This window comes from Sphingosinithalassobacter tenebrarum (assembly GCF_011057975.1).
GTDB lineage: Bacteria > Pseudomonadota > Alphaproteobacteria > Sphingomonadales > Sphingomonadaceae > Sphingomonas > Sphingomonas tenebrarum.
The window spans coordinates 1,823,036-1,844,458 of the sequence record NZ_CP049109.1; the positions used below are offsets into that span (position 1 = coordinate 1,823,036).

23 protein-coding genes and 1 tRNA gene are annotated in these 21,423 nt (G+C 63.3%); 11 read left to right on the plus strand and 13 right to left on the minus strand.

Features of this window, described 5'->3' with window-relative positions; genetic code table 11:
* Positions 1 to 19 precede the first annotated feature (19 nt).
* The 3 genes from G5C33_RS08930 to G5C33_RS08940 form a co-directional block, all read right to left on the minus strand.
* Positions 20 to 1,474: an aromatic ring-hydroxylating oxygenase subunit alpha gene (locus G5C33_RS08930; protein ID WP_165326893.1), complete on the minus strand. Its 1,455-nt coding sequence runs from the start codon at positions 1,472 to 1,474 to the stop codon at positions 20 to 22.
* An 18-nt stretch (positions 1,475 to 1,492) separates the two neighbouring features.
* A complete protein-coding gene (locus G5C33_RS08935) occupies positions 1,493 to 2,767 on the minus strand; it encodes an amidohydrolase family protein (protein WP_165326894.1) in 1,275 nt (424 codons plus the stop codon).
* 585 nt (positions 2,768 to 3,352) lie between these two features.
* Positions 3,353 to 3,429 (minus strand) — tRNA-Arg (locus tag G5C33_RS08940).
* 61 nt (positions 3,430 to 3,490) lie between these two features.
* Here G5C33_RS08940 and G5C33_RS08945 point away from each other — a divergent pair.
* Complete coding sequence (locus G5C33_RS08945; RefSeq protein WP_165326895.1) at positions 3,491 to 4,234, plus strand: queuosine precursor transporter; 744 nt, start codon at positions 3,491 to 3,493, stop codon at positions 4,232 to 4,234.
* Between the two features lie 174 nt (positions 4,235 to 4,408).
* Here G5C33_RS08945 and purQ read toward each other — a convergent pair whose 3' ends face one another.
* The 3 genes from purQ to purC form a co-directional block, all read right to left on the minus strand.
* Positions 4,409 to 5,074 carry a phosphoribosylformylglycinamidine synthase subunit PurQ gene (gene purQ, locus G5C33_RS08950; protein WP_165326896.1) on the minus strand — a complete coding sequence of 222 codons (666 nt, stop codon included), beginning with the start codon at positions 5,072 to 5,074 and terminating at the stop codon, positions 4,409 to 4,411.
* Positions 5,071 to 5,301, minus strand: coding sequence for a phosphoribosylformylglycinamidine synthase subunit PurS (gene purS, locus G5C33_RS08955; protein ID WP_165326897.1), 231 nt, complete (start codon positions 5,299 to 5,301; stop codon positions 5,071 to 5,073). The genes purQ and purS overlap by 4 nt, the downstream gene beginning before the upstream one ends.
* Before the next feature lie 205 nt (positions 5,302 to 5,506).
* On the minus strand, positions 5,507 to 6,286 hold the full coding sequence (gene purC / locus G5C33_RS08960; RefSeq protein WP_165326898.1) for a phosphoribosylaminoimidazolesuccinocarboxamide synthase: 780 nt from the start codon (positions 6,284 to 6,286) through the stop codon (positions 5,507 to 5,509).
* A 494-nt stretch (positions 6,287 to 6,780) separates the two neighbouring features.
* Here purC and G5C33_RS08965 point away from each other — a divergent pair, with 494 nt between their 5' ends.
* The gene (locus G5C33_RS08965; protein WP_165326899.1) at positions 6,781 to 6,990 is read left to right on the plus strand and encodes a hypothetical protein; all 210 of its coding nucleotides are present in this window, start codon (positions 6,781 to 6,783) and stop codon (positions 6,988 to 6,990) included.
* A gap of 324 nt (positions 6,991 to 7,314) precedes the next feature.
* Here G5C33_RS08965 and G5C33_RS08970 read toward each other — a convergent pair whose 3' ends face one another.
* Positions 7,315 to 8,217, minus strand: a complete 903-nt coding sequence (locus tag G5C33_RS08970; protein WP_165326900.1) for an OadG family protein — start codon at positions 8,215 to 8,217, stop codon at positions 7,315 to 7,317.
* A gap of 233 nt (positions 8,218 to 8,450) precedes the next feature.
* Between G5C33_RS08970 and parC the strand changes: the two genes are divergently transcribed.
* Positions 8,451 to 10,691: a DNA topoisomerase IV subunit A gene (gene parC, locus G5C33_RS08975; protein ID WP_165326901.1), complete on the plus strand. Its 2,241-nt coding sequence runs from the start codon at positions 8,451 to 8,453 to the stop codon at positions 10,689 to 10,691.
* A 189-nt stretch (positions 10,692 to 10,880) separates the two neighbouring features.
* Entirely contained in the window at positions 10,881 to 12,476 is a 1,596-nt protein-coding gene (locus G5C33_RS08980) for a putative bifunctional diguanylate cyclase/phosphodiesterase (RefSeq protein WP_228275260.1), read from the plus strand.
* Here G5C33_RS08980 and G5C33_RS08985 read toward each other — a convergent pair.
* Genes G5C33_RS08985 through G5C33_RS09000 form a run of 4 tightly spaced genes read right to left on the minus strand, consistent with a single transcriptional unit; the run spans position 12,446 to position 15,438 of the window.
* On the minus strand, positions 12,446 to 13,669 hold the full coding sequence (locus G5C33_RS08985; RefSeq protein WP_165326903.1) for a CCA tRNA nucleotidyltransferase: 1,224 nt from the start codon (positions 13,667 to 13,669) through the stop codon (positions 12,446 to 12,448). The two genes, G5C33_RS08980 and G5C33_RS08985, sit on opposite strands and share 31 nt — an antisense overlap.
* Complete coding sequence (locus G5C33_RS08990) at positions 13,657 to 14,250, minus strand: CoA pyrophosphatase (RefSeq protein WP_165326904.1); 594 nt, start codon at positions 14,248 to 14,250, stop codon at positions 13,657 to 13,659. The genes G5C33_RS08985 and G5C33_RS08990 overlap by 13 nt, the downstream gene beginning before the upstream one ends.
* Entirely contained in the window at positions 14,247 to 14,810 is a 564-nt protein-coding gene (locus tag G5C33_RS08995) for a DUF1285 domain-containing protein (protein WP_165326905.1), read from the minus strand. Before G5C33_RS08995 ends, G5C33_RS08990 begins: the two co-directional genes overlap by 4 nt.
* A gap of 40 nt (positions 14,811 to 14,850) precedes the next feature.
* A complete protein-coding gene (locus G5C33_RS09000) occupies positions 14,851 to 15,438 on the minus strand; it encodes a GNAT family N-acetyltransferase (protein ID WP_407698072.1) in 588 nt (195 codons plus the stop codon).
* 21 nt (positions 15,439 to 15,459) lie between these two features.
* Here G5C33_RS09000 and G5C33_RS09005 point away from each other — a divergent pair, with 21 nt between their 5' ends.
* Complete coding sequence (locus G5C33_RS09005) at positions 15,460 to 16,092, plus strand: glutathione S-transferase family protein (protein ID WP_165326907.1); 633 nt, start codon at positions 15,460 to 15,462, stop codon at positions 16,090 to 16,092.
* Positions 16,093 to 16,183: 91 nt separating this feature from the next.
* Positions 16,184 to 16,555: a dihydroneopterin aldolase gene (locus tag G5C33_RS09010; protein WP_165326908.1), complete on the plus strand. Its 372-nt coding sequence runs from the start codon at positions 16,184 to 16,186 to the stop codon at positions 16,553 to 16,555.
* Positions 16,556 to 16,606: 51 nt separating this feature from the next.
* Here the strand turns inward: G5C33_RS09010 and G5C33_RS09015 are convergent, their stop codons facing one another.
* Positions 16,607 to 17,443, minus strand: coding sequence for a hypothetical protein (locus tag G5C33_RS09015; protein WP_228275261.1), 837 nt, complete (start codon positions 17,441 to 17,443; stop codon positions 16,607 to 16,609).
* Between the two features lie 224 nt (positions 17,444 to 17,667).
* Here G5C33_RS09015 and G5C33_RS09020 point away from each other — a divergent pair, with 224 nt between their 5' ends.
* The 5 genes from G5C33_RS09020 (at position 17,668) to G5C33_RS09040 (ending at position 20,759) form a co-directional block, all read left to right on the plus strand.
* On the plus strand, positions 17,668 to 18,345 hold the full coding sequence (locus G5C33_RS09020) for an energy transducer TonB (protein ID WP_165326909.1): 678 nt from the start codon (positions 17,668 to 17,670) through the stop codon (positions 18,343 to 18,345).
* An 84-nt stretch (positions 18,346 to 18,429) separates the two neighbouring features.
* The gene (locus G5C33_RS09025) at positions 18,430 to 19,191 is read left to right on the plus strand and encodes a MotA/TolQ/ExbB proton channel family protein (protein WP_165326910.1); all 762 of its coding nucleotides are present in this window, start codon (positions 18,430 to 18,432) and stop codon (positions 19,189 to 19,191) included.
* 98 nt (positions 19,192 to 19,289) lie between these two features.
* Entirely contained in the window at positions 19,290 to 19,763 is a 474-nt protein-coding gene (locus G5C33_RS09030) for an ExbD/TolR family protein (protein ID WP_165326911.1), read from the plus strand.
* Between the two features lie 28 nt (positions 19,764 to 19,791).
* Entirely contained in the window at positions 19,792 to 20,223 is a 432-nt protein-coding gene (locus G5C33_RS09035; protein WP_165326912.1) for an ExbD/TolR family protein, read from the plus strand.
* Positions 20,224 to 20,429: 206 nt separating this feature from the next.
* Positions 20,430 to 20,759 (plus strand): Imm63 family immunity protein, encoded by a 330-nt coding sequence (locus tag G5C33_RS09040; protein ID WP_165326913.1) that lies wholly within the window; start codon positions 20,430 to 20,432, stop codon positions 20,757 to 20,759.
* Between the two features lie 47 nt (positions 20,760 to 20,806).
* Here the strand turns inward: G5C33_RS09040 and dcd are convergent, their stop codons facing one another.
* Positions 20,807 to 21,361, minus strand: a complete 555-nt coding sequence (gene dcd / locus G5C33_RS09045; protein ID WP_165326914.1) for a dCTP deaminase — start codon at positions 21,359 to 21,361, stop codon at positions 20,807 to 20,809.
* Positions 21,362 to 21,423 lie beyond the last annotated feature (62 nt).

Consider the following 21,423-nt stretch of genomic DNA (forward strand, 5'->3'; position numbering starts at 1 on the left):
CGCCGGCCGCCCGGTGCGCTCAGCCGTGGTTTCCGCATTTCTGCTGCGTGCGCCAATCGACGTCGAGCGGCGGCATCGCCATATAGCGGTCGGTCGATTGTTCGCAGTGGCGGATGCGGATTTCCTGATAATTCGCCAGCGTCAGCGATTTTTTCGACGCGGCCTCCAGCCCTTCCTGCTGGAGCATCAGATTGTCGGTATCCTGGTCGAGGATGCCGCCGAAGCCGGGGTCCATTCCTTCGGCCTCGGTGAACGACTGATCGTCCCCCAGCACCTGCATCTCGGCGGTTTCGAAATCGCTGCCGTCGCTCGGCTTGGGGCGCAGGAAGAACACTTCCATCGTGCTCTTGCGATGGTCGAATCGGTCGGGAAGGAAGCGATAGACCATCGGCAGCGACACGCCGGGGAAGACGAACAGGTTCGGATAGACGCTGTAGCTGAAGCAATCGAGCAGCTCGGAGTCCGACACGTCCTTCAAATCGACGTGATTGGCTTCCTCGAATGTCTTGCGGAACAGCTTGGCCATCGCCGCGCGCGCCGTCTCGCCTTCGCCGAGCTTGCGTTCGGAGCCTTCGAGCGCGCTCGGATCGCCGATCACGAACTGTTCAAACACGTCCTGCTCGGTAACTTCGCCATAGAGGTGCGGGCTGACCACGCCGAGCGTCGAGATGAAGCGATTCACATGGTCGCCGAACGTATCGTATTGCGAATTGACGTCGCCGTTCGAGGGGCAGACCTGCGGATGCGTGGCGAGCACGTGATAGGCTTCGTGGAAGGCTTCCTGATTGAGCTTCCAGTTCGCTGGAATGCGCTTCTTGACGTGACAGAAGACATAGCGGTCCTCGAGCTTCCACGCTTCGAAATGCTTCATCGCCTCGGGCCCGATATAGTCGGCGAGGCTCGGCGAATCCGGGTCCATGTTGACGAAGACGAACCCGCCCAGCGTTTCGACCTTCGCCTGCGGCAGCGACAGGTCTTCCTTCTTGGCATGCGGGAAATCCCAGTCGCACAGCACCGTCTTGCAGCTGCCGTCGATATTCCAGCTCCACGCATGGAAGGGACATTTGAATTCGGTCGCACGCCCTTCGGTGCCGCTGTGGCGCAGCTTGGTGCCGCGATGGAGGCACGAGTTGAAATAGGCGCGGATATCGTTCTCGCCGACGCGCGTGACGATCAGGCTGTAGGGGCCGACGTCATAGACATAATAATCGCCGACTTCGGGGATATGCTCCTCGCGGCAGGCGAATTGCCAGGTGCGCGGCCACATCCGCTCGACCTCGGCCTGGGCATAATCGGCGCTGGTATAGCGCTCCGCCGAAACATCCTCGTCGCCGAGAAAGGTATAGCTTTCGGTGCGGACCCATTCGGGCGCGGGCACCGCGTCGTCGGCGATGATTTCCTGCGTGCTCACCGCCGGGCAGCGCGCGGCGCCGGGCTGAAGTGCATCCTGCGATTTGGGATCGGAATAGTTCATGGCTTGGCTCTCCTGGATTCAGGCGGCGGCGCGGCGTTCCTGCGGCGCGCCTGCGGCGTTCTTGTGAATGACTCCGTCCTTCATGATCAGGACGAGGCGATCGGCATCGGTGAGGATCGAAGGGTCGGCGAGCGGATCGCCGTCGACGAGCAGCATGTCGGCGAGCGCGCCTTGGGTGAGCGTGCCGAGCGACCCGTCCGCCTTCATCGCCAGCCCGCCGTTGCGCGTCGCGCAGACCAGCGCGCCGGCGGGCGAATAGCCGAAGAAATCGACGAAATGCTTCACGTCGCGGGCGTTGGTCCCCTGCGGGTTCCAGGCGATGCCATAATCGCCGCCGATCAGATGGCGGATGCCGCGCTTGCGCAGCGCGCTGTGCGTTTCCGCCGCGCAATCGACCAGCTCGTCGATCCTGAGCGAGTGTGCCACTTCGGGCGTGATCCCCCAGTCCGACGCTTCGTGGAGCATCGTGTAGAGCAGCCCGAAGGTCGGCGTGACGAAGATGCGGTCCTTCTGCGCCTCGAGCATGTCGAGCATTTCCTCGTCGGAATATTCGAGGTGGTAGAACATGTCGACGCCGGCGCGCGCGCACATCTTGGTGCCTTCGATCGAGCGGCTGTGCGCGTTGACCATCTTGCCATAGGCATGCGCGGTGCGGCACGCCATTTCGACTTCCTCATAGGCCATCGGCGTGCAATCGCCCGGCGTGCCGGGGTAAAAGGGGTCGCCCGAGACATCGAGCTTGATGTTGTCGACGCCTTCGCGGCACTGCAGCCGCACCGCCTTGCGCATTTCCTCGGGTCCGTCGATCAGCATCGAGGGGCCGAGCCGCGGATCGTGCAGCTTGCCTTCGTCGCCCATCGCGCCGGTGACAGAGATTTCGACGCCCGCGGCGCGGATGCGCGGGCCGACCAGCCGCCCCGCCTCGACCTCGTTGCGCACCGCCACGGCGAGCCGCAGCTTGGCCTCCGACGCGCTATAAACGCTGGTGAAGCCGTGATCGAACAGCAATTTCGCGTTGCGCGCGGTCGCCAGCGTCTGTTCCTCGGGCGGCGGGATCATCAGCCCTTCGGTGGCGGTGATGTTGTCGAACGACATGTGGCCATGCCCTTCGGTCATGCCGGGCATCAGAAACATGCCCGAACCGTCGATCACCTGCGCGTCGCCGGCATCGATCGATCCGGGCGCGCGCGAGACGGCGGCAATGGAATTTCCCTCGACCAGCAGGTCGGCGACAAAGGCGTCCTCGTCCGTTGCGGGGAACAGACGCGCGCCCGCAATCAGCGTCTTGGTCATGGTGCTCGATCCTCTCCCGGGCGGTCTTGGCCTGCCCGATATCGAGAGTATCCGGTGCGTTCGGCGCCGCGCTTTTGACTCAAATCAAGCGCAAGGGACGCGAAATCGCTGCGTGCATGACTGTTTCTGCGCTCGATTTTGTCCCGGCAGGAACTGGATCGCGCGGCAGCTGTAAGAAGCTGGGGGATGCGCTCGGGCGGGTGAGCGCGACGAGCAATGACATGAGCGGCACAGCGCGCATCATGATCTTTCAATAGGTGATCTTATGAAGCTAATCTACATTTCGCTGATTGGGATCGGCCTCTCGATCCTTGGCATAACCCTCTCAAACAACAAGAGCATAGATACCGTCTTTGGCGGGTTGTTTATTGCCTCCATGCTGGCCTTGTGGATTTTTTCCTTTGGCCGATTGGCGCGAAAGCCTCGAAAATAGGTCTCTCAATGGCCGGGGTCAGCGTGATCCGGGAATTCCAGGGATGGTATACTTAATTGGTCGATATCACATGCCCACGAAACGGGTTTAGGACACCCCTAACCACCTCACCCTTCAGGATGCTATCCGACTTGGTGGGTGACGCGGGGAAATGGCGCGCCCGGCTGGATTCGAACCAGCGGCCACAAGCTTAGAAGGCTCGTGCTCTATCCAACTGAGCTACGGGCGCGCACCGGGCGCTCCTTAGCGTGGATTGCGCACAGGCGGAACCGCGATCATAGTCGCGGGCCATGAGCGATCCGCACCGCCCCGCGCATATCCGCGCCCGCGAAATCACCGGGAGCCATTTCCGCTATTTCGATTTCGTGATGGCCGCGTTTGTCGTGATCCTCGTCCTGTCGAACGTGATCGGTGCGGGGAAGGTGGCGCAGATCTGGCTGCCGGGAGTCGGATACTGGCCGTTCGGCGCGGGCATCCTGTTCTTCCCGGTCTCCTATGTGATCGGCGACGTGCTCACCGAAGTCTATGGCTATGCGCGTGCGCGCCGCGTGATCTGGGCCGGGTTCGCCGCGGTGCTGTTCATGGCGTTCATGAGCTGGATCGTCGTCGAACTGCCGCCTGCGCCCGACTGGGAAAACCAGGCGGCGTATGAAGTGATTTTCGGCCAGGTGCCGCGCATCGTCTTCGCATCGATGATCGCCTTCTGGTGCGGCGAATTCGTCAACAGCTTCGTCATGGCGAAGATGAAGGTGTGGACGCAGGGCAAGCATCTCTGGATGCGCACGATCGGCTCGACCATCGCGGGGCAGGGCGTCGACAGCCTGATCTTCTATCCCGCCGCCTTTCTCTATGCCGAAGGCTGGACGAACGAACTGGTGCTCACCGTGCTGGTGACGCAATGGGTGCTCAAGGTGTCGTGGGAAGCGATCCTGACGCCGTTCACCTATCTCGTCGTCGGCTTTCTGAAGCGGCGCGAAGGGCTCGACGTCTATGACGAAGGGACGAATTTCACGCCGTTCAGCGCCCGCGTCTGACCGGGCGCGCAACCCGCATTTGATTCAGCGCAACGGCGGCAATGTTGATCTGGATTATTCCGGCATGGCCTCGGATCGAGGCAGGGCCCGGACCAGGCACCATTCCCGCATCGGTTCGAGTGGCCCGGTGGCCGGCGCTCGCTCGGGGGAGGGGTGTCGGCCGCCTCTGCGGGTTCAGGCGACGGCCTGCAGCAGCCCTTCGAACAAGCGACGCCCATCCATGCCGCCATGCGCGGCTTCGATGCGGCGTTCGGGGTGCGGCATCATGCCGAGGACATTGCCTGCCTTGTTCAGCACGCCCGCGATCGAACGTGCCGATCCGTTGACGTTGCCGGTATAGCGGAAGGCGACGCGGCCCTCGCCTTCGATACGGTCAAGCGTTTCGGCGTCGGCGAAATAATTGCCGTCGTGATGCGCCACCGGGATCGTCAGCGTTTCGCCGGCCGAATAGGCGCTCGTGAAGATCGACTGGCTGTTCTCGACCGTCAGTTCGACGTCGCGGCACACGAAGTTGAGCGCTTCGTTGCGCATCAGCGCGCCGGGGAGCAGCCCGGTCTCGGTCAGCACCTGAAATCCGTTGCAGATGCCGATCACCGGTGTTCCGCGATTGGCCGCGTCGACCACCGCGCGGACAATCGGGCTGCGGGCCGCGATCGCGCCGCAGCGCAGATAATCGCCATAGGAAAAGCCGCCGGGCAGCGCGATGACGCCGAGCCCCTCGGGAAGCTCGCTTTCTCCGTGCCACACCATCGCCGGTTTGGTGCCCGTCACCGACTCCAGTGCGACGGCGATGTCGCGGTCGCAATTCGATCCGGGGAAGACGATGACGGCGGTCTTCACGCCTTCTCCACCCGGTAATTCTCGATCACGGTATTGGCGAGCAGCTTGCGGCACATCTCGTCAATCTGATCGTCGGTGGTCGTATCGGCGACTTCGAGTTCGAAGATCTTGCCGGCACGGACATCGCTGACGCCGTCGAAGCCGAGCGAGCCCAGCGCATGCTGGATCGCCTTGCCCTGCGGGTCGAGCACGCCGTTCTTGAGCGTCACGATGATGCGGAGTTTCATGCCGCGAGCCTATGGCTCCCCCGGCGCCGGATCGCAAGGCGGAGTTGCGGGAGCGGGGTGGCTTTTTCGCGAGTGGCCAGTCCCGACATCCGTTTGCACTGAGCCTGTCGAAGCGCTGTTCTACTCTTTCGCCACGCTGGGAAGAAGCAGAAGGGCACTTCGACAGGCTGAGTGCAAACGGTGGTGTATTGTGGGGAGGTAGCTCTCAGCTGCCCTTGCGCTGGCGATGCTTTTCGAGGTCGAGCACCGTCGAATCGGCGCCTTCGGGAAGCAGGCCCAGGCGGCGCGCAACTTCCTGATAGGCTTCGACTTCGCCGCCCAGATCGCGACGAAACCGGTCCTTGTCGAGCTTCTCGCCCGAGGCCATGTCCCACAGCCGGCAGCCATCGGGGCTGATTTCGTCGGCCAGGATGATCCGGCTGAAATCATTGTCGAAAATGCGCCCGAATTCGAGCTTGAAGTCGACCAGCCGGATGCCGATCCCGGCGAACAGCCCCGACAGGAAGTCGTTCACGCGAATCGCCATGTCGGCCATGTCATGCAGTTCGTCCTGGCTCGCCCAGCCGAAGCACAGGATATGCTCGTCGGTGACCATCGGATCGCCGAGCGCATCGTCCTTGAAATAATATTCGACGATCGTGCGGGGCAGGGGCGTACCTTCCTCGATGCCCAGCCGCTTCGCCAGCGACCCGGCGACGACGTTGCGCACGACGACTTCGACCGGCACGATCTCGACCTGCCGGATCAGCTGCTCGCGCATGTTGAGGCGACGAATGAAATGCGTCGGGACGCCGATCCCCTGCAGCAGCGTGAAGACATGCTCGCTGATGCGATTGTTCAGAACGCCCTTGCCGTTGATCGTGCCCTTTTTCTGGGCATTGAACGCCGTCGCGTCGTCCTTGAAATACTGAATCAGCGTGCCGGGCTCGGGACCCTCGTAGAGGATCTTGGCCTTGCCCTCGTAGATCTGGCGGCGGCGAGCCATCGTGGCGAATACCCCTGAAAATGATCCGCCCCGGCGACGCGATTTGCCAGCGCCGGCCGGGGCCTGAAAGGCCAAAGCCTATAGCCAAGCCCCGGGGGCGGCGCAATCAGCCTTCGGTGTGGGCTTCCCTTAAGATTAGAAAAAGGCCTTGAGAGGAGGATGGGCAGATAAAGAGTAGGTCAGTCGCTGCTACAGCCCTGATGAGCGTAGCAATCGAAAGACAAGATTGAGGGGACTCGAATTCTGCGCTTTCCCTTCAAGTTCATGACCGCCGTGCCCGTGCAGGGCAGTTGATTTGTCCGTTTTTGGTCTCAGCTGGCGATAACTTTCGCTTCCGAATGATTACATTTATAAAACATAGATAAGTAACATAAAATATTTCTAATGATAAATTAGCGAATTCGGGTGAAATCGTGGTTCACAGTCCAAAAATATCTTTATAATAAAGTATCTTTAATTGATGATATAGACTAGTGCAGTTCCAAATCAAAAATATGAAAGCAAAGAACTTCCATAAAATAGAAAACGCCGCTTTTTTATTATTTCTGAACCACCTGACGGCGAAATACAATACTGCAAATCCCGCAGAGGCTAAAATCAATATCGTCCATATACTGACCTTGAGGAGGATTCTCAGCAGTGGCCCGAAATCTACCGACGCTCCCGCTGGCACAAAGCCGCCACCAGAATCCCTTGCTCGCTGATTGGCGTGCATCTGGGAAAGCGAATCTTGCGTATGCCTCTCAGCAGTTCCGGCCTTCCAACTTAGCGGGTTGCCTCCATGGGGACATTTTTGACCGTTGAGCCCTGCACGATAAGATGAGTCCCTCACTCTTGCCCCCCTAAAATTATCCGATTTCTGTCACCGTTTAAGCTAGCCAACTGGTCCCGGAAGCAAGATATATTTCAGTTTCTTGATAAAGCTCATAGCCCAATTTGACAGCGAAACATTGCAACTGGTGGCAATGGAACACATCGGGTCACAGGCACTAAACGCATGGCGTCCCCTAAGAGCCACCATGCCGCGCCTAGTCCTCATCCTCGTCGTCGCGGGCGAACCAGCGCTGGATCAGATTGCCGCGATCGTCGGGGTCTTCTTCCACCGGCACGGCATTGGGCGCCGGATCGTGGACGGGTGCGGGTTCCGCTGCCGCCTCGGTGCGGTGGATGATCCAGCGCAGGATGAAGACGAGGATGAACAGCGCGATCACCCAGGGGCCGAACGCTGCGAGCAGCTGCGCCAGCCGGGCAAGCGAATCCTGCAGCGTTTCGCCGGCCGATTTCAGATCGGCCTTGCCGTTGCCGAGCACCGTCATCGGGCCGCTCGATTCATAGGTGATCAGCACCGGTGCCGTGGCGAAGCTGGTGTTGCTCTCACCATCGACGCGTTCGATCGTGTCGAGCGCCGCGCGAATCGCCTCTGCATCGGCCTGCGCTTCGGCATCGTCGGGTTTCGATTCGGCTTCGCTCAGCGCGCGCTGCAGCCGCTCGGTCGTGCTCGCCTGCCGTGATATGCCGGCTTCGCCGGACATCACCTGCGTATCGAGCAGGACCCCGTCGGATTCCATCACCGATTGTGTCACTTCATCGCCGAAACCGCGCGCGATGGTGGGATCGATCTTGAGCGTCAGGACCGCCGAAACCTTTGACGCGTCCTCGACCGAGTAGCGCATCGCCAGCACTTCGCAACGGCGGTTTTCCGCCAGTTGCCGACATGCGTCCTCATTGCTTTCGACGACCTGCTTGATGGCGTCGCCGGGCAGGCGGAAGGCATAGCGATAGTCGAACGGCGTCCCCGTGGCGGCAAAGGCTGCTGCTGCTTCGCGCGTCGCCAGATCAGGCTTGTCGCCTTTCTTGTTTCCGTTGCCGGAATCACATCCGGCCAGCATCGCCATTGCGGCGAAGGCAGCCAGGCAAGCCGTGAAGCGCATTCGGTCCTCCCTCGTCGCCGAAGCAAATAGCGAATATTTGGTTAATCCCCAACTCCACACCCGCCGGGCTGTTCCGATTCGGGAACGATTTTGATCGGCCGCCATCCGACGGAAGCGCGCCGGGCGATTCGGCGTCGCAACGAAACCTGTGCGGAGGTGTGTTGTCATGGCAATACGGTAAACCGGTTCATGCCATCTCGCAACGCACGCAAGCCGCTGCTATCGGAGAGGCAATGGCACTCGACCTCGAAACCCCCGAACCTTCCGACGTCCCCTTCGATACTGCGCTTTCCGAGCGCTATCTGGTCTATGCGCTGTCGACGATCACCGCGCGCTCGCTGCCCGATGTTCGCGACGGGCTGAAGCCGGTGCATCGCCGCCTCTTATGGGCGATGCGGTTGCTACGGCTCGATCCGGCGAGCGGATACAAGAAGTGCGCGCGCGTCGTCGGCGACGTCATCGGCAAATACCATCCGCATGGCGACCAGTCGGTCTATGATGCGATGGTGCGCCTCGCCCAGTCGTTCGCGCTGCGCTATCCGCTGGTCGACGGGCAGGGGAATTTCGGCAATATCGACGGCGATAACGCCGCCGCCTATCGTTACACCGAAGCGCGGCTGACTCAGGTCGCGATCGACCTGATGGAAGGCCTCGACGAGGAGGCCGCCGATTTCCGCCCGACCTATAACGGCGAGGAGCAGGAGCCCGAATTGTTTCCGGGCATGTTCCCCAATCTGCTCGCCAACGGCGCCGCCGGTATCGCCGTCGGCATGGCGACGAGCATTCCGCCGCACAATGCCGCCGAAATCTACAGCGCCGCGATCCACCTGGTCGATCAGCCCGATGCAGATGATGCGGCGATTCTGGAGCATGTCTCCGGTCCCGATTTCCCGACCGGCGGCACCGTGGTCGACAGTCCTGCCGCGATCGCCGAGGCCTATCGCACCGGGCGCGGCAGCTTCCGCGTGCGCGCCAAATGGCATCAGGAGGATCTGGGGCGTGGCACCTGGGTCGCAGTGATCACCGAAATTCCGTACGGCGTTCAGAAGGGCAAGCTGATCGAGCAGATCGCCGCGCTGATCAACGACAAGAAGCTGCCGATCCTCGCCGATGTTCGCGACGAAAGCGCCGAGGACATCCGCATCGTCCTCGAACCGCGCAGCCGCACCGTTGATATCGACACGCTGATGGAAAGCCTGTTCCGCCTGTCGGAGCTGGAGAGCCGTTTCTCGCTCAATCTCAATGTGCTCGACCGCAACCGCACGCCGCGCGTGATGAGCCTGCGCGACGCGATCGCGGCGTGGAAGGATCATCAGGCGGACGTGCTGGTGCGCCGCTCGCAGCATCGCCTGAACAAGATCATCGACCGGCTCGAACTGGTAGCGGGCTATATCATCGCGTTCCTCAATCTCGATCGGGTGATCGAGATCATCCGCTATGAGGACGAGCCCAAGGCGGTGATGATCGCCGAATTCGAGCTGACCGATCGTCAGGCCGAGGCGATCCTCAACATGCGGCTGCGTAGCCTTCGCAAGCTGGAGGAAATGGAGCTGCGCAAGGAGCATGACGCGCTGGAAAAGGAAAAGGCGGAGATCGAGCAATTGCTCGATTCGCCCGCCCGCCAGCGCACGCGGCTGAAGCGCGACCTCAAGAAGATGATGGACCGTTATGGCGCCGAGACCGAGCTGGGCAGGCGCCGCACCGTCATCGAGGAAGCCGGCCCGACTCGCGAAATCCCGCTCGACGCGATGATCGAGAAGGAGCCGATCACGGTCATCCTGTCGCAGCGTGGCTGGATCCGCGCGATGAAGGGGCATGTCGATCTCTCCGCCGCCGATACGCTCAAGTTCAAGGAAGGCGACGGTCCGATGTTCGCATTCCATGCACAGACGACCGACAAGCTGCTGCTCGCTGCCGACAATGGCCGTTTCTATACACTGGGCGCCGACAAGCTGCCCGGCGGGCGCGGTTTCGGCGAGCCGGTGCGGCTGATGATCGACCTGGAAGGGGAGCGCGGCATCGTCGCGCTGCTCCCCGCGAGCGCGGCCGAGAAGCTGCTCGTGGCCGCGAGCGACGGGCGCGGCTTCGTGGTCAAGGCAGCCGACGTCACTGCCGAAACGCGCAAGGGCAAGCAGATCGTCAATCCGCGCGCCGGGGCCCGGCTGCTGCGGGTTCACCCGATCGCGCCGCAGGACGACGCCGTCGCGGTGATCGGCGACAATCGCAAGCTGCTGGTCTTCTCGCTTCCCGAAGTCGCCGAACTGGCGCGCGGGCAGGGGGTTCAGCTCCAGCGCTATCGCGAGGGCGGGCTGGCCGATGTCACGACGTTCCGAATGGAGGACGGGCTGCGCTGGCGCATGGGGGGCGAAAGCGAGCGCTATCGCAGCGAAAGCGACCTTACCCAATGGCGCGCCGCGCGGGGCGCCGCGGGACGCATGCCTCCGACCGGATTTCCGCGGGACAACCGCTTCTGAGCAATCGGGAAACTGTAATTTTCCATCACTGCGGTTCAGGGGCTTTTAACCATTCTGCTCTAGCGCCTGCAATCGATGGTGCCCGAAAAAGCTCGGCCGGCGATCGCCGCCCAGGACCTGGATGAAAATCCAGATCGGACAATTGTATTCGGGCCCCATGCGTCGGCACGCGACCTTGATCTGCTGCCGGTGCCCGCCGCCATCGTCGAATTGACCGGCAAGAATTTCAACTTCGAGGCCGTCAATCGGCCCTTCCGCATTGCCGGACTCGGCGCGGTCGCCGGCGAATCGCCGCTGATCCGGCTGCTGGGCCCGCAATTGCGCCGGTTCCTCGAATCGCAGGACACGCATTGTGAAATCGCGTGGCAATTCGGCGAGGAAGTCGATTGCCGCTATTTCCGGGTGATGTTCGCGCGCAACTCGCCCAAGCTGCGGCATCGGGCCATCGTCACGCTGATCGATCAGACCGCGGAGTTGCGCACCGAACAGAGCCTGCGTCGCGAGATGATGACCGACAGCCTGACCGGGCTGCCCAACCGCGCGGGATTCGGCGATCGTCTGGAAGACATGATCGGCCCGGAAAACCAGGACAGGTTCGCTGTTCTCGCGCTCAATCTCGATCGTTTCAGCCGCGTCAATGCCTGCATGGGCTCGCTGGCTGGCGACGAATTGCTCATTTCGGTCGCGCGCCGGATCAAGGGCGCACTGCGTGGTCGCGACATACTCGCGCGGATGGGCGGCGACGAGTTCGGAATATTGATGGCCATCGACGAGGGGCCTGGCGAAGCACTGCATGTCGCCAAGCGCATCCAGTCGGCGCTGTCGACGCCGTTCCGTCTTTCCGATTTCGAGATTCGAGTCGATTGCTCGATCGGCGTCGCGCTGGGATCGGAGGATATCGATGATCCCGAGGATCTGATCCGGCACGCGCAATTCGCGGTGAAGCGCTCGAAGAAGAGTGGCCGCACCGAAGTCTATCAGACGCGCGCCTTCGATCTGGCGCGCGAACAGTTCGGCATCGAAACCGCGCTGCGTCGCGCGATCGACGGCGGGCTGATGACGCTGAACTTCCAGCCGATCTGTGATCTGGCGAGCGGCAGGATCATTTCGTTCGAGGCGCTGGCGCGCTGGACGACCGAAGACGGCGTGGAATTGTCACCCACCGAGTTCATTCCGGTGGCCGAGGAATCGGGACTGATCGTGCCGCTCGGTCGCTGGGCGATGGACGAAGCCGCCCGGACGCTGGCCGCCTGGGACGAACGGGCGGGCGGCAATTGCGACGTGAAGGTCGCGGTAAATCTCTCGGCGATCCAGCTGCAGCGCGATCAGGTGGCGCCGATGGTGCGCCACGCGCTCGACAGCCACGGGATAAGCGGCGATCGCATCACGCTCGAGCTGACCGAAAGCGCAATCGTTTCCGATCCCGATCGCATCGCCCAGACGCTGCTCGCGCTGAAGGATCTCGGCACGCGGCTGGCGATGGACGATTTCGGCACCGGCTATTCCAACCTCGAATATCTGCAGCGGCTGCCGATCGACCTGCTCAAGATCGACCGCAGTTTCGTATCGGGGATGCTCGCCGATCGCGACAAGCTGGCGATCGTTCGCGCGATTCTCAGCCTGTCGCAGGCGCTGGGGATGCAGACGGTGGCGGAAGGCATCGAAACCAACGAACTGGCGCAGACGCTTGCCGCGCTCGGTTGCGATTACGGCCAGGGGTTTCTCTATGCGCGGCCGCTGTCCGAAGTCGATGCCTATGCGCTGCTGCGCAAGCGAAACGCCTGAGCCACTTCGGCGTCCGCGATTTCGCTGACGCGTTCGACACCCGGAAAATTCTCGTCGATCCAGCGATCCTCGATCGCATGCAGGACGCGCGCGACTTCCGGCCCCTTTTCCAGACCGCGAGTCACCAGCTCGCCCCCGGAAATCGGGAGTTTCGGGATATCCCAGCGAGAAAGGTCGCGCGCCGCGGTCACGGCATCGCCGGGCTCGGCGAGGTGGATCAGCAGCCGGTCGATCGCTTGTTCGCGTCCCAGTCGATACGCCGCGCGATAGGGCGAGCCCAACAGATCGGCCTCCACCGCGCTGGCCAGGCGTTTGCGCTGCGCCTTCGACAGCTTGAGCCGCGCGGCGACATTTTCGGCCAGCCTGGCATCGTCGGGCAGCAGCGCGGCGAGCCGGCGAATCGCGTTGGGAGTGATCCCGGCGGCCGCTTCGAGCGCTGCGCAGTGTTCGAGCCGCGCGATTCGTTCGACGGTGATTTCGGGCAGCACCGGGCGCAGGATGCCGCGCGCGACCATCAGGTCCACCACGCGCACCGCGTCGCGCGCCACCAGCAGCTTGAGCAGTTCGTCGGCGATTCGCTCGCGTGAAAGCGCCATCAGGTCGTTCGCTCGGTCGGTGCAGGCGGCGAGCGCCTCTGCGTCGGGTTCATCGCCGAACCGCGCCAGGAAGCGGAAGAAGCGCAGAATGCGCAGATGGTCCTCGGCGATCCGGCGATAGGGATCGCCGATGAACCGCACGCGGCGCGCATCGAGGTCGGTCAGCCCGTCGAAATAATCGTAAATCGCGCCGCTGTCCGGGTCGGCGTACAGCGCGTTCATCGTAAAATCGCGCCGCGCGGCGTCCTCACGCCAATCGTCGGTAAAGGCGACGGTGGCGCGGCGGCCGTCGGTCGACACATCGTTGCGCAGCGTCGTCACTTCCACCGGACCGCTTTCGAGCAGCGCCGTGATCGTGCCATGCGCAAGCCCGGTGGGAACCGAGCGGATTTCGGCCGCCTTCAGCCGGCGGAGCACTTCCTCGGGCGCGTGCCGCGTCGCGATGTCGACATCCTGCACCGCCAGGCCGAGCAGCGTATCGCGCACCGCGCCGCCGACAAACCGCGCGTGCGCGCCGCCGCCGAGCACGTCGGCCAGTTGCGATAGTCCCGCGCGATCGCGCCATTCGGCTTCGGGCAACCGCATCACAGCGTCCATTTCAGCCGCCGCGAAAGATTGACGATCATCGCCGCGGTCGCGCCCCAGATGCGGCGATTGTCCCAATGGATTTCGTAATAATGGCGTTTGCGCCCCTGCCATTCGAGCGAGCCCTGAACGTGATTGGTTTCGTCCATCAGAAAGGCGAGGGGGACCTGGAACACATCGGCGACTTCATGCTGATGCGGGATCAACCGGATATCGGGCGGCACGACGCCCAGCACCGGCGTCACCTCGAAACCGGTGACCGTGCGATAGCGATCGGCGGTCCCGATGATGTCCACGCGATCGCGGGGCAGTGAAATTTCCTCTTCGGCCTCGCGCAGCGCCGCCGCGACGGCATCCTCGTCGCGGTCGATCTTGCCGCCGGGAAAGGCGATCTGTCCGGCATGGTGGCGCATCGTATCGGGCCGCTGCGTCAGGATCACATGCGGATCGTCGGCGTCGGACATGGCGACCAGCACCGCGGCGGGATAGCTCGCGATCGCCGGATCATCGTCGCGATAGTCGCCGGTCAGCAGCACCGGCTGCTCGCGATTCGCCGCCGCCAGTGCGACGCGCAGCCGCTGTGCCAGGTTCATGCCGGCTCCATCGGGAAAAAGGCGCCGTTGCTCCAGACGCCGGGCGGGTCGCTGTCATTCGCCAGCGCGATCTGCGCGAGCTCGTTATACACGCTGCGCGCGATCAGCGCCTCCATGCCGCCGCGGACATGGAGATAGGGGCGGGGGCCGTCCTCACGCTGTTCGAAACGCAGGCCATGATCGGCATCGGCGCTGACCAGTTCATCGGTGTTGAGCCGGAAGGCAAGCTTCGCGGCGCGGCCTTCGCCCTCGCGCTTCAGCTCGACCGCGACGAACGGCGCGTCCTCGACATCGATGTCGAGCTTCTCCACCGGCGTCACCAGCACGTGACGCCCGTCCGGTTCGCGGCGCAGGATCGTCGAGAACAGCCGCACCATCGCGATACGCCCGATCGGCGATCCCTGATGAAACCAGGTGCCGTCGCGCGCGATCCGCATGTCGCTGTGGCCGCAATGCTCCGGGTTCCACTTGTCGACGGGGGGCAGCCGCTTTTCCTGCGCAAGGCGCGCGATGTCGGTCAGCGACAGATTGGCGAAATCGGGTGGTGGCGGTGCAGGCATGACGATGAGGTAGGCGCGATGCGCCCGATCGCAAAGCCCCTCAGGCGGCCTTGCGCAGATCGGGGCCGAGCTTGCCCACGCAATCGGGCACTGCCGCGCCGCGCGCCAGCAGCCGATGACGCTCGACCGGGCCGGGCAGGCGCCACCCCGCGGTGCGCTCGGCGGAAAAGCCGAAGAAGCGGCCATAATATTCGGGATCGCCGATCAGCATCAGGGCGCCGATATCCCGCGCATCGGCGCGGCGGAGCATTTCGGCCATCAATGCGCGACCGACGCCTTCCTGCTGCCATTCGGGGTCGACCGCTACCGGGCCGACCATCACCATCGGCGCCGATCCGCCACCGTCGCATGCCAACGCTACGGGCCAGCACTGGATCGTGCCCGCCAGTCGGCCGTCAGCGAAGCGCGCCGCGAAGCTCAGTTCCGCAATCGCGTCCACGCCCTCGCGGATGCTATAGGCGGTTCGGCCGTGCCGGTCGCGACCGAAGGCGCGGTCGAGCAGCGCCTCGACAGCATCGACAGGGACCGATTCGAGCGGCACGAACGAAATCACCGCGGCTTCCTTCCAAAGAGCGCCGGCATGGACGCCGGGGGCGGCGGCGTTTAGCGTGTCTGGCGATTGACGCAAGAAAGTTCGGGAGGCGGTACAGTGAAGCTCTACGATGCGGATTGGGCGCCCAGCCCGCGACGCGTGCGCATCTTTCTGGCGGAAAAGGGGATCGAGGTGCCCCGCCAGCGGATCGACCTGAAGTCCGCCGAGCAGTTTCACGACGACTATCTTGCGATCAATCCGCGCGGCGCGGTGCCGGCGCTGGAATTCGATGATGGCGAAGTGTTGTGCGAATCGGCCGCGATCTGCCGCTATTTCGAAGCCGAGACTCCCGATCCGCCGCTGTTCGGCAGCGATCCCCGCGAAATCGGCAAGATCGAAAGCTGGACGCGCAGGATCGAAGGCGATGGCTATGTCGCGGTCGTATATGTCTTTCGCAACACCGCGCCGGTGTTCAAGGACCGCGCGATTGTGGGGAATTTCGGCGCCGTGCCGCAGATCCCGGAACTCGCCGCGCGCGGCAACAAGATGTGGCACTGTTTCCTGGAAGCGTTCGACCAGCAGCTTGGCGACAATCGCTGGGTGACGGGGGATCGGTTCAGCTTCGCGGACATCACCGCGCTGGTTACGATCGATTTCGCGCGCGCGGTGAAGCTCGATGTGCCGCAGCGGCTCGGCAATCTCTGGCGCTGGCACGAGGAAGCGTCGGCGCGGCCGAGCGCCGGCGCCTGAGGCGCCGGGGGGGCTTGATGCGCCCGCGCCATTGCCGTTTTGCGGGGCAGGGCTTAGAGGGCCAGCCAGATTTCCCGCGAAAGGCCGACGATTGCCCGATTTGTTGCAGCTTCAGGTCCATGACCTCGAAGTCGAGATTCTGACCGGTATCTATTCCGAAGAGACCCATCTGCCCCAGCCGCTGCGCATTTCCGTGACGGCCGATCTCGACATGCCCGAGCGCTTCGCGCCCGATACGCCGCTCAGCGCATCGAAAAGCTATATCGATCTCAAGCACGCGGCGACGACCGGCCTTCCCAGGGACGTGCACTTCACGCTGATCGAAGGCGTGGCCGAGCATATCGCCGAAACGCTGTTCACCGGCGATACCCGCGTGCAGCGCGTGGAGATTCGAATCGTCAAGCTCGCCATCGCCGAACACAACGAATCGATCGGCATCACCCTGGTGCGCCACCGCCGCTGACCCGCGTGCCGATATCGCGCGTGCGAAGGATCGCGTCGGCGCGATCGCGTCTCAGCGCAGGCAGGGGCCGAGCTGGGTCAGCACGAAACGATAATCCTCGCGCGCCGTCTGCGCGTTGGCTGCGGTTTCGCTGGCCAGGCTTGCGGCCGGAAGTTCTGCGGGCAGGCCGCAGGCGAGGCGATACCAGAGCAGCGTTTCGGGCGCCGGCGGACCGGCCGAATCGTCGACGATATCGCCCAGCGATACCGACCAGCGCGGCTCCTGGCGGGGCCGGCGCAGGATCTGCAGCGAGACCGGAGCGCCGCTTTCGGTGTTGAGGAAAATCTGCGTTTCGCCTTCGCCCGGGAGTGTGCCGGGGACGTGAAAGGCATTGCCGATGCCGGTGATCGCGGGCGGCGCGGCGGGATCGACCACCGCGCGCGCAATGTCGCGCACCATCGAATCGAGCGCGGGGCTCCAGCTGCGCATGCTGTCCACGCGGGTAAGCTGCACCATCGTCGGCCGTCCCGAAACGGGACGCGCGAACAGGATCGTCCGCATGCCCTTCAGCCGCGGTGCGCGGCCGCGCGAATCGCGCGGCACATCCGTTACGAATCCGACGCGCGGGGGAATGGCGCTCGATCCGCGGATCAGCGCCGAGACATCGGCTTCGACATAAAAACGGGCATAGCCGGGTTGCAGTCCGACGGTTTCGTCCCCGCGAATTTCGACTGCGCTGCGAATCGTCGCGTCGATCACCAGCGGCGCTTCGAGCACGTGGGAGACGATGTCGCCATAGCGCGGAGCCGATTGAGATTCGGTGGAAATCTGGTCGGTCTGCGCGATTGCGGGTGTGGCGAGCGCTATCATAAGTGCGCTGCCGAGCGTGGAAAGTTGGAAACGGATCATGGTTTGCAGCGTTACCCGATCGGACATGGTTCGGAAAATATTTCTGTCACGTATCGTTATTACGTGACGTTTGTCCGACAAAGCGTTTGCGTCCCTCAGGGCGCCGCGATAGTAACTCGCGCTCTGCCGCCGGACGCAGTAGCGCACGGCGGGTGGGTTCTTGCGTGGTTCACGCCGCGTGCCGGGAGCCCACTGGGTCGGAAAATGAGGAGTGTCGACGCCGAATGGCTTACGCTGACCGGAATGTAAGTGGCAGCAGGATCGTCGCGATCGTAATGGTCGCGGTCATCCTCGCCGGCATGGGATATGCCTTCGTAACTGGCCTGGCGTATCAATATATCAAGAAGGTCCAGACCGATCTGGACGTTTTCGAAGTTGATGAGCCGCCGCCCCCGCCCGAGGAGGTGCCGCCGCCGCCGCCGCCGCCGGACCAGCCGGTGCCGCCGCCCCCGACGCAGGTCGTCGTGCCGCCCGCGCGCGTTCCCGTGCCGGTGCCGCCGCCGCCGTTCAATGTCTCCAATGACATCAACATCCCGCCGCCGCCGATAAGCCCGCCGGCACCGCCGGCGCCGCCCGCGCCGCCGCCTCCGCCGCCGCCGCCGCCCCCTCCGCGGGTCGCGCAGAAGGCAGAATTGCGTCGTGGTGGTATCGGCAAGGCGGACTATCCGACCGCCGCGCGTCGCGCGGGTGACGAAGGTGTGACGGTTGTCCGTTTCACGATCGGCACCAACGGCCGGGTGACCAACTGCAGCGTCGTTCGCTCGAGCGGATCCTCGTTGCTTGATAGTACGACGTGCGATCTTATCGAACGCCGTTTCCGCTACAGCCCTGCAGAAGACCCGAACGGCAACAGGGTTCCCGAAACGCGTACGCAGCCGGTGCGCTGGGAAATCGATCGGTAAGTTTTTACGGTCGACGCATCGGGCCGTCTCGGAGCGTCGCAGTCTGGAACGACCAACGCATATATCTAGAGGAAAGAACGCAACATGCTCACGACCATTCTCGCTGCGGGCGCTGCCGCACCGGCCGGAGAAAACCCGTACGGCCTTTGGGAAGCGCTGGAACAGGGCGGTGTCATCGCCTGGTCCGTCTTCATCATTCTCGTCGGTATGCTCTTCTTCTCGCTCTACATCTTCTTCACGAAGCTGTTCGAGCAGCAGAAGATCCTCAACCAGGGCAAGCGCGTCCGCAAGACGTTCTGGACCGCGAACAGCCTGCGTGAAGGCGCCGCCAAGCTCGAAAAGAACTCGGCCTATCGCCAGCTCGTCGAAGACGGCCTGGAAGCGCAGGACCAGCATTCGAAGCTGACCGATCCGGTCGAAGCGCATGACTGGCTGCACGGCTCGCTCGCGCGTTCGGAAGGCATCATCAACTCGGATCTGGGCGGTGGCCTGGCCTTCCTCGCGACCGTCGGCGCGACCGCGCCGTTCATCGGTCTGTTCGGTACGGTGGTCGGCATCTATCGCGCGCTGATCAAGATCGGCGCCGCCGGTCAGGCGTCGATCGACGCGGTCGCCGGTCCGGTCGGTGAAGCACTCATCATGACCGCGCTCGGTCTCGTCGTCGCGGTTCCGGCCGTGCTCGCCTTCAACTTCCTGCAGCGTCGCAACAAGGCGATCGCCGAGCAGATGAACGCGTTCAGCAACGACGTTCTCGGCTATCTCGCTTCGAACGGCGCCGTCCGTCCGGTCGTGACGGCCAAGGGCAAGCCGGCTCCGAAGCCGGCGGCCAAGCCCGCGGGCGCGTAAGGTTGAGACTTGCGGGGCGGCGCGTTCCCTTCGGGATGCCGCCCCGCGACGAAACGGCGGGTCCGTTTCGTGACATGCGAAGGATAGGATAACGCGCAATGGCAGTGAGCACAGGCGGCAGCGAAGACACGCCGATGTCGGACATCAACACGACGCCCCTCGTGGACGTCATGCTGGTGCTCCTCATCATCTTCCTGATCGCGGTTCCCGTCGTGATCCAGACCGTCGAACTCAACCTTCCCAAGGTTAGGTACGAGGTGACGACGACGAAGCCGGAAAACGTCCTGCTTTCGGTGAAGGCGGGGCCGGAAGGTTGCGAAGTTTACTGGGGCACGACCCGGATCAATTCCGGCGACCTGCTCGATCAGGCGGTGAAGAAGCTCGAGGATGAGATCGAGCGCCAGGGCGGCCCCAATGCCGCTGGGCTCGAACTGCCCGAAGTGCATATTCGCGGCGACGTCAACACGCCGTACCGCTGCATTGGCGGTACGATCTTCACGATGCAGATGGCCGGTTTCGCCAAGGTCGGATTCATTTCCGAGCCCGAACCCGGCCCGGCACCGGCAATTTGACCCGGCGCGTTTGGAAGGAGTTCTCTAGATGGCAATGAGCGGTGGCCGCGACGACGGCGAACCGATGATGGATATGAACACGACGCCGTTGATCGACGTCATGCTCGTGCTCCTCATCATGTTCATCATCACCATTCCGATTCAGACGCACGCGGTTAAGGTTGATCTGCCGCAGAGCGACGGCAAGAATAACCCTCCGCCGCTCGTCGAGCCGGTGAAGAACAAGCTGTATATCGATCCCGACGGCCGGCTGTTCTGGAACGGCGCGCAGATCGACGACGTGACGCTGCGTCAGTATCTCGACACCACCGTGACGATGGACCCGCAGCCGGAACTGCATTTCCAGCCGGATCCGCAGGCACGGTACGAAATCGTCGATCAGGTGCTCGCGATCATCAAGCGCGCGAACGTCACCAAGCTCGGTTTCGTCGGCAACGAACAGTATCGCAACGATTTCTGATCGCAGCGGTTCTGGATGAACAGGAAAGGGCGGTCCTTCGGGGCCGCCCTTTTCTTTTCCGCGATCACGCCGGAAACGCACTCACGCAAATCGCCCGCTGCGTTTCGCTGGCGCATGAAACGGAAGACTCGGCTTTGGACAATCTTGAAGCGTTACGGGCACAGGTTCGGCTGCTTGCGCGCCGAATCGGCGTCGATCCGCCCTGCGTGCACGCAGTGCCTCAGGAAAATGGGGCGCCGCATGTCGAGCTGGACGACGGCTATCACTTCGTCGTCACCGAGCGCGGGAGCGAACTTCAGCGGCGGATGAGTGCCGATCGCGCGGAACTGCTCTACTGGATTTTCGAGGCGCACACCTTCGCGCTGGCCGCAGCGTTTGAACTGCGGCACCGCGTCGAGGGTGCGGATTCACGACGCCTGCTCTTCGCCAGGCAAGAGCATCTGCTCGGGCGAGTGTCGCAGGAGTGGGGTCTCCGCAACACCGCCGAGCATCGCGCGGTACTCGTTCGTCACCCGTTCGATGACCGGCGCGACTGACCAGTCCGCGAAGCGCCGCGCCCCGCGCCTGGAGCCGCGCCCCGCGCCTAGAGCCGCGGCAGCGTCACGCCGCGCTGGCCCATATATTTGCCCGCGCGATCGCCATAGCTTGTCTCGCACGGCTCGTTCCCCTGCAAAAACAGGAACTGGCACGCGCCTTCGTTGGCGTAGATCCGCGCTGGCAGTGGCGTCGTGTTCGAGAATTCGAGCGTCACATGCCCCTCCCATTCGGGTTCGAGCGGCGTGACGTTGACGATGATTCCGCAGCGCGCATAGGTCGATTTTCCGAGACAAATCACCAGCACGTCGCGCGGGATGCGGAAATATTCGACCGTCCGCGCCAGCGCGAAGCTGTTCGGCGGGATGACGCAGACATCGGTCTGGCGGTCGACAAAGCTGTTTGCGGCGAAATTCTTGGGGTCGACCACGGCGCTGTCGACATTAGTGAAAATCTTGAATTCATCGGCGACGCGCGCGTCATAGCCATAGGAGCTGAGGCCGTAGCTGATGCAGCCTTCACGCCGCTGCGCCTCGACAAAGGGCTCGATCATGCCGTTCGCAAGCGCCTGCTCGCGGATCCAGCGGTCGGACAGGATTGCCATGAATGCTCCCGGGAGATTTGCTTCCCGTCTCGCGGTCTCGCGCGCGACTGGCAAGGGGAAAT

Coding starts and splice junctions, on each gene's coding strand:
- G5C33_RS08995 (WP_165326905.1), bottom strand. CDS start 14,810: ATGCCTGCACCGCCACCACCCGATTTCGCCAATCTGTCGCTGACCGAC.
- G5C33_RS08930 (WP_165326893.1), bottom strand. CDS start 1,474: ATGAACTATTCCGATCCCAAATCGCAGGATGCACTTCAGCCCGGCGCC.
- G5C33_RS09025 (WP_165326910.1), top strand. CDS start 18,430: ATGCTCACGACCATTCTCGCTGCGGGCGCTGCCGCACCGGCCGGAGAA.
- G5C33_RS09035 (WP_165326912.1), top strand. CDS start 19,792: ATGGCAATGAGCGGTGGCCGCGACGACGGCGAACCGATGATGGATATG.
- G5C33_RS08970 (WP_165326900.1), bottom strand. CDS start 8,217: ATGCGCTTCACGGCTTGCCTGGCTGCCTTCGCCGCAATGGCGATGCTG.
- G5C33_RS08990 (WP_165326904.1), bottom strand. CDS start 14,250: ATGAACCTGGCACAGCGGCTGCGCGTCGCACTGGCGGCGGCGAATCGC.
- G5C33_RS08945 (WP_165326895.1), top strand. CDS start 3,491: ATGAGCGATCCGCACCGCCCCGCGCATATCCGCGCCCGCGAAATCACC.
- G5C33_RS08965 (WP_165326899.1), top strand. CDS start 6,781: ATGAAAGCAAAGAACTTCCATAAAATAGAAAACGCCGCTTTTTTATTA.
- G5C33_RS09020 (WP_165326909.1), top strand. CDS start 17,668: ATGGCTTACGCTGACCGGAATGTAAGTGGCAGCAGGATCGTCGCGATC.
- dcd (WP_165326914.1), bottom strand. CDS start 21,361: ATGGCAATCCTGTCCGACCGCTGGATCCGCGAGCAGGCGCTTGCGAAC.
- G5C33_RS08985 (WP_165326903.1), bottom strand. CDS start 13,669: ATGGACGCTGTGATGCGGTTGCCCGAAGCCGAATGGCGCGATCGCGCG.
- G5C33_RS08935 (WP_165326894.1), bottom strand. CDS start 2,767: ATGACCAAGACGCTGATTGCGGGCGCGCGTCTGTTCCCCGCAACGGAC.
- purS (WP_165326897.1), bottom strand. CDS start 5,301: ATGAAACTCCGCATCATCGTGACGCTCAAGAACGGCGTGCTCGACCCG.
- G5C33_RS09030 (WP_165326911.1), top strand. CDS start 19,290: ATGGCAGTGAGCACAGGCGGCAGCGAAGACACGCCGATGTCGGACATC.
- parC (WP_165326901.1), top strand. CDS start 8,451: ATGGCACTCGACCTCGAAACCCCCGAACCTTCCGACGTCCCCTTCGAT.
- G5C33_RS09015 (WP_228275261.1), bottom strand. CDS start 17,443: ATGATCCGTTTCCAACTTTCCACGCTCGGCAGCGCACTTATGATAGCG.
- purC (WP_165326898.1), bottom strand. CDS start 6,286: ATGGCTCGCCGCCGCCAGATCTACGAGGGCAAGGCCAAGATCCTCTAC.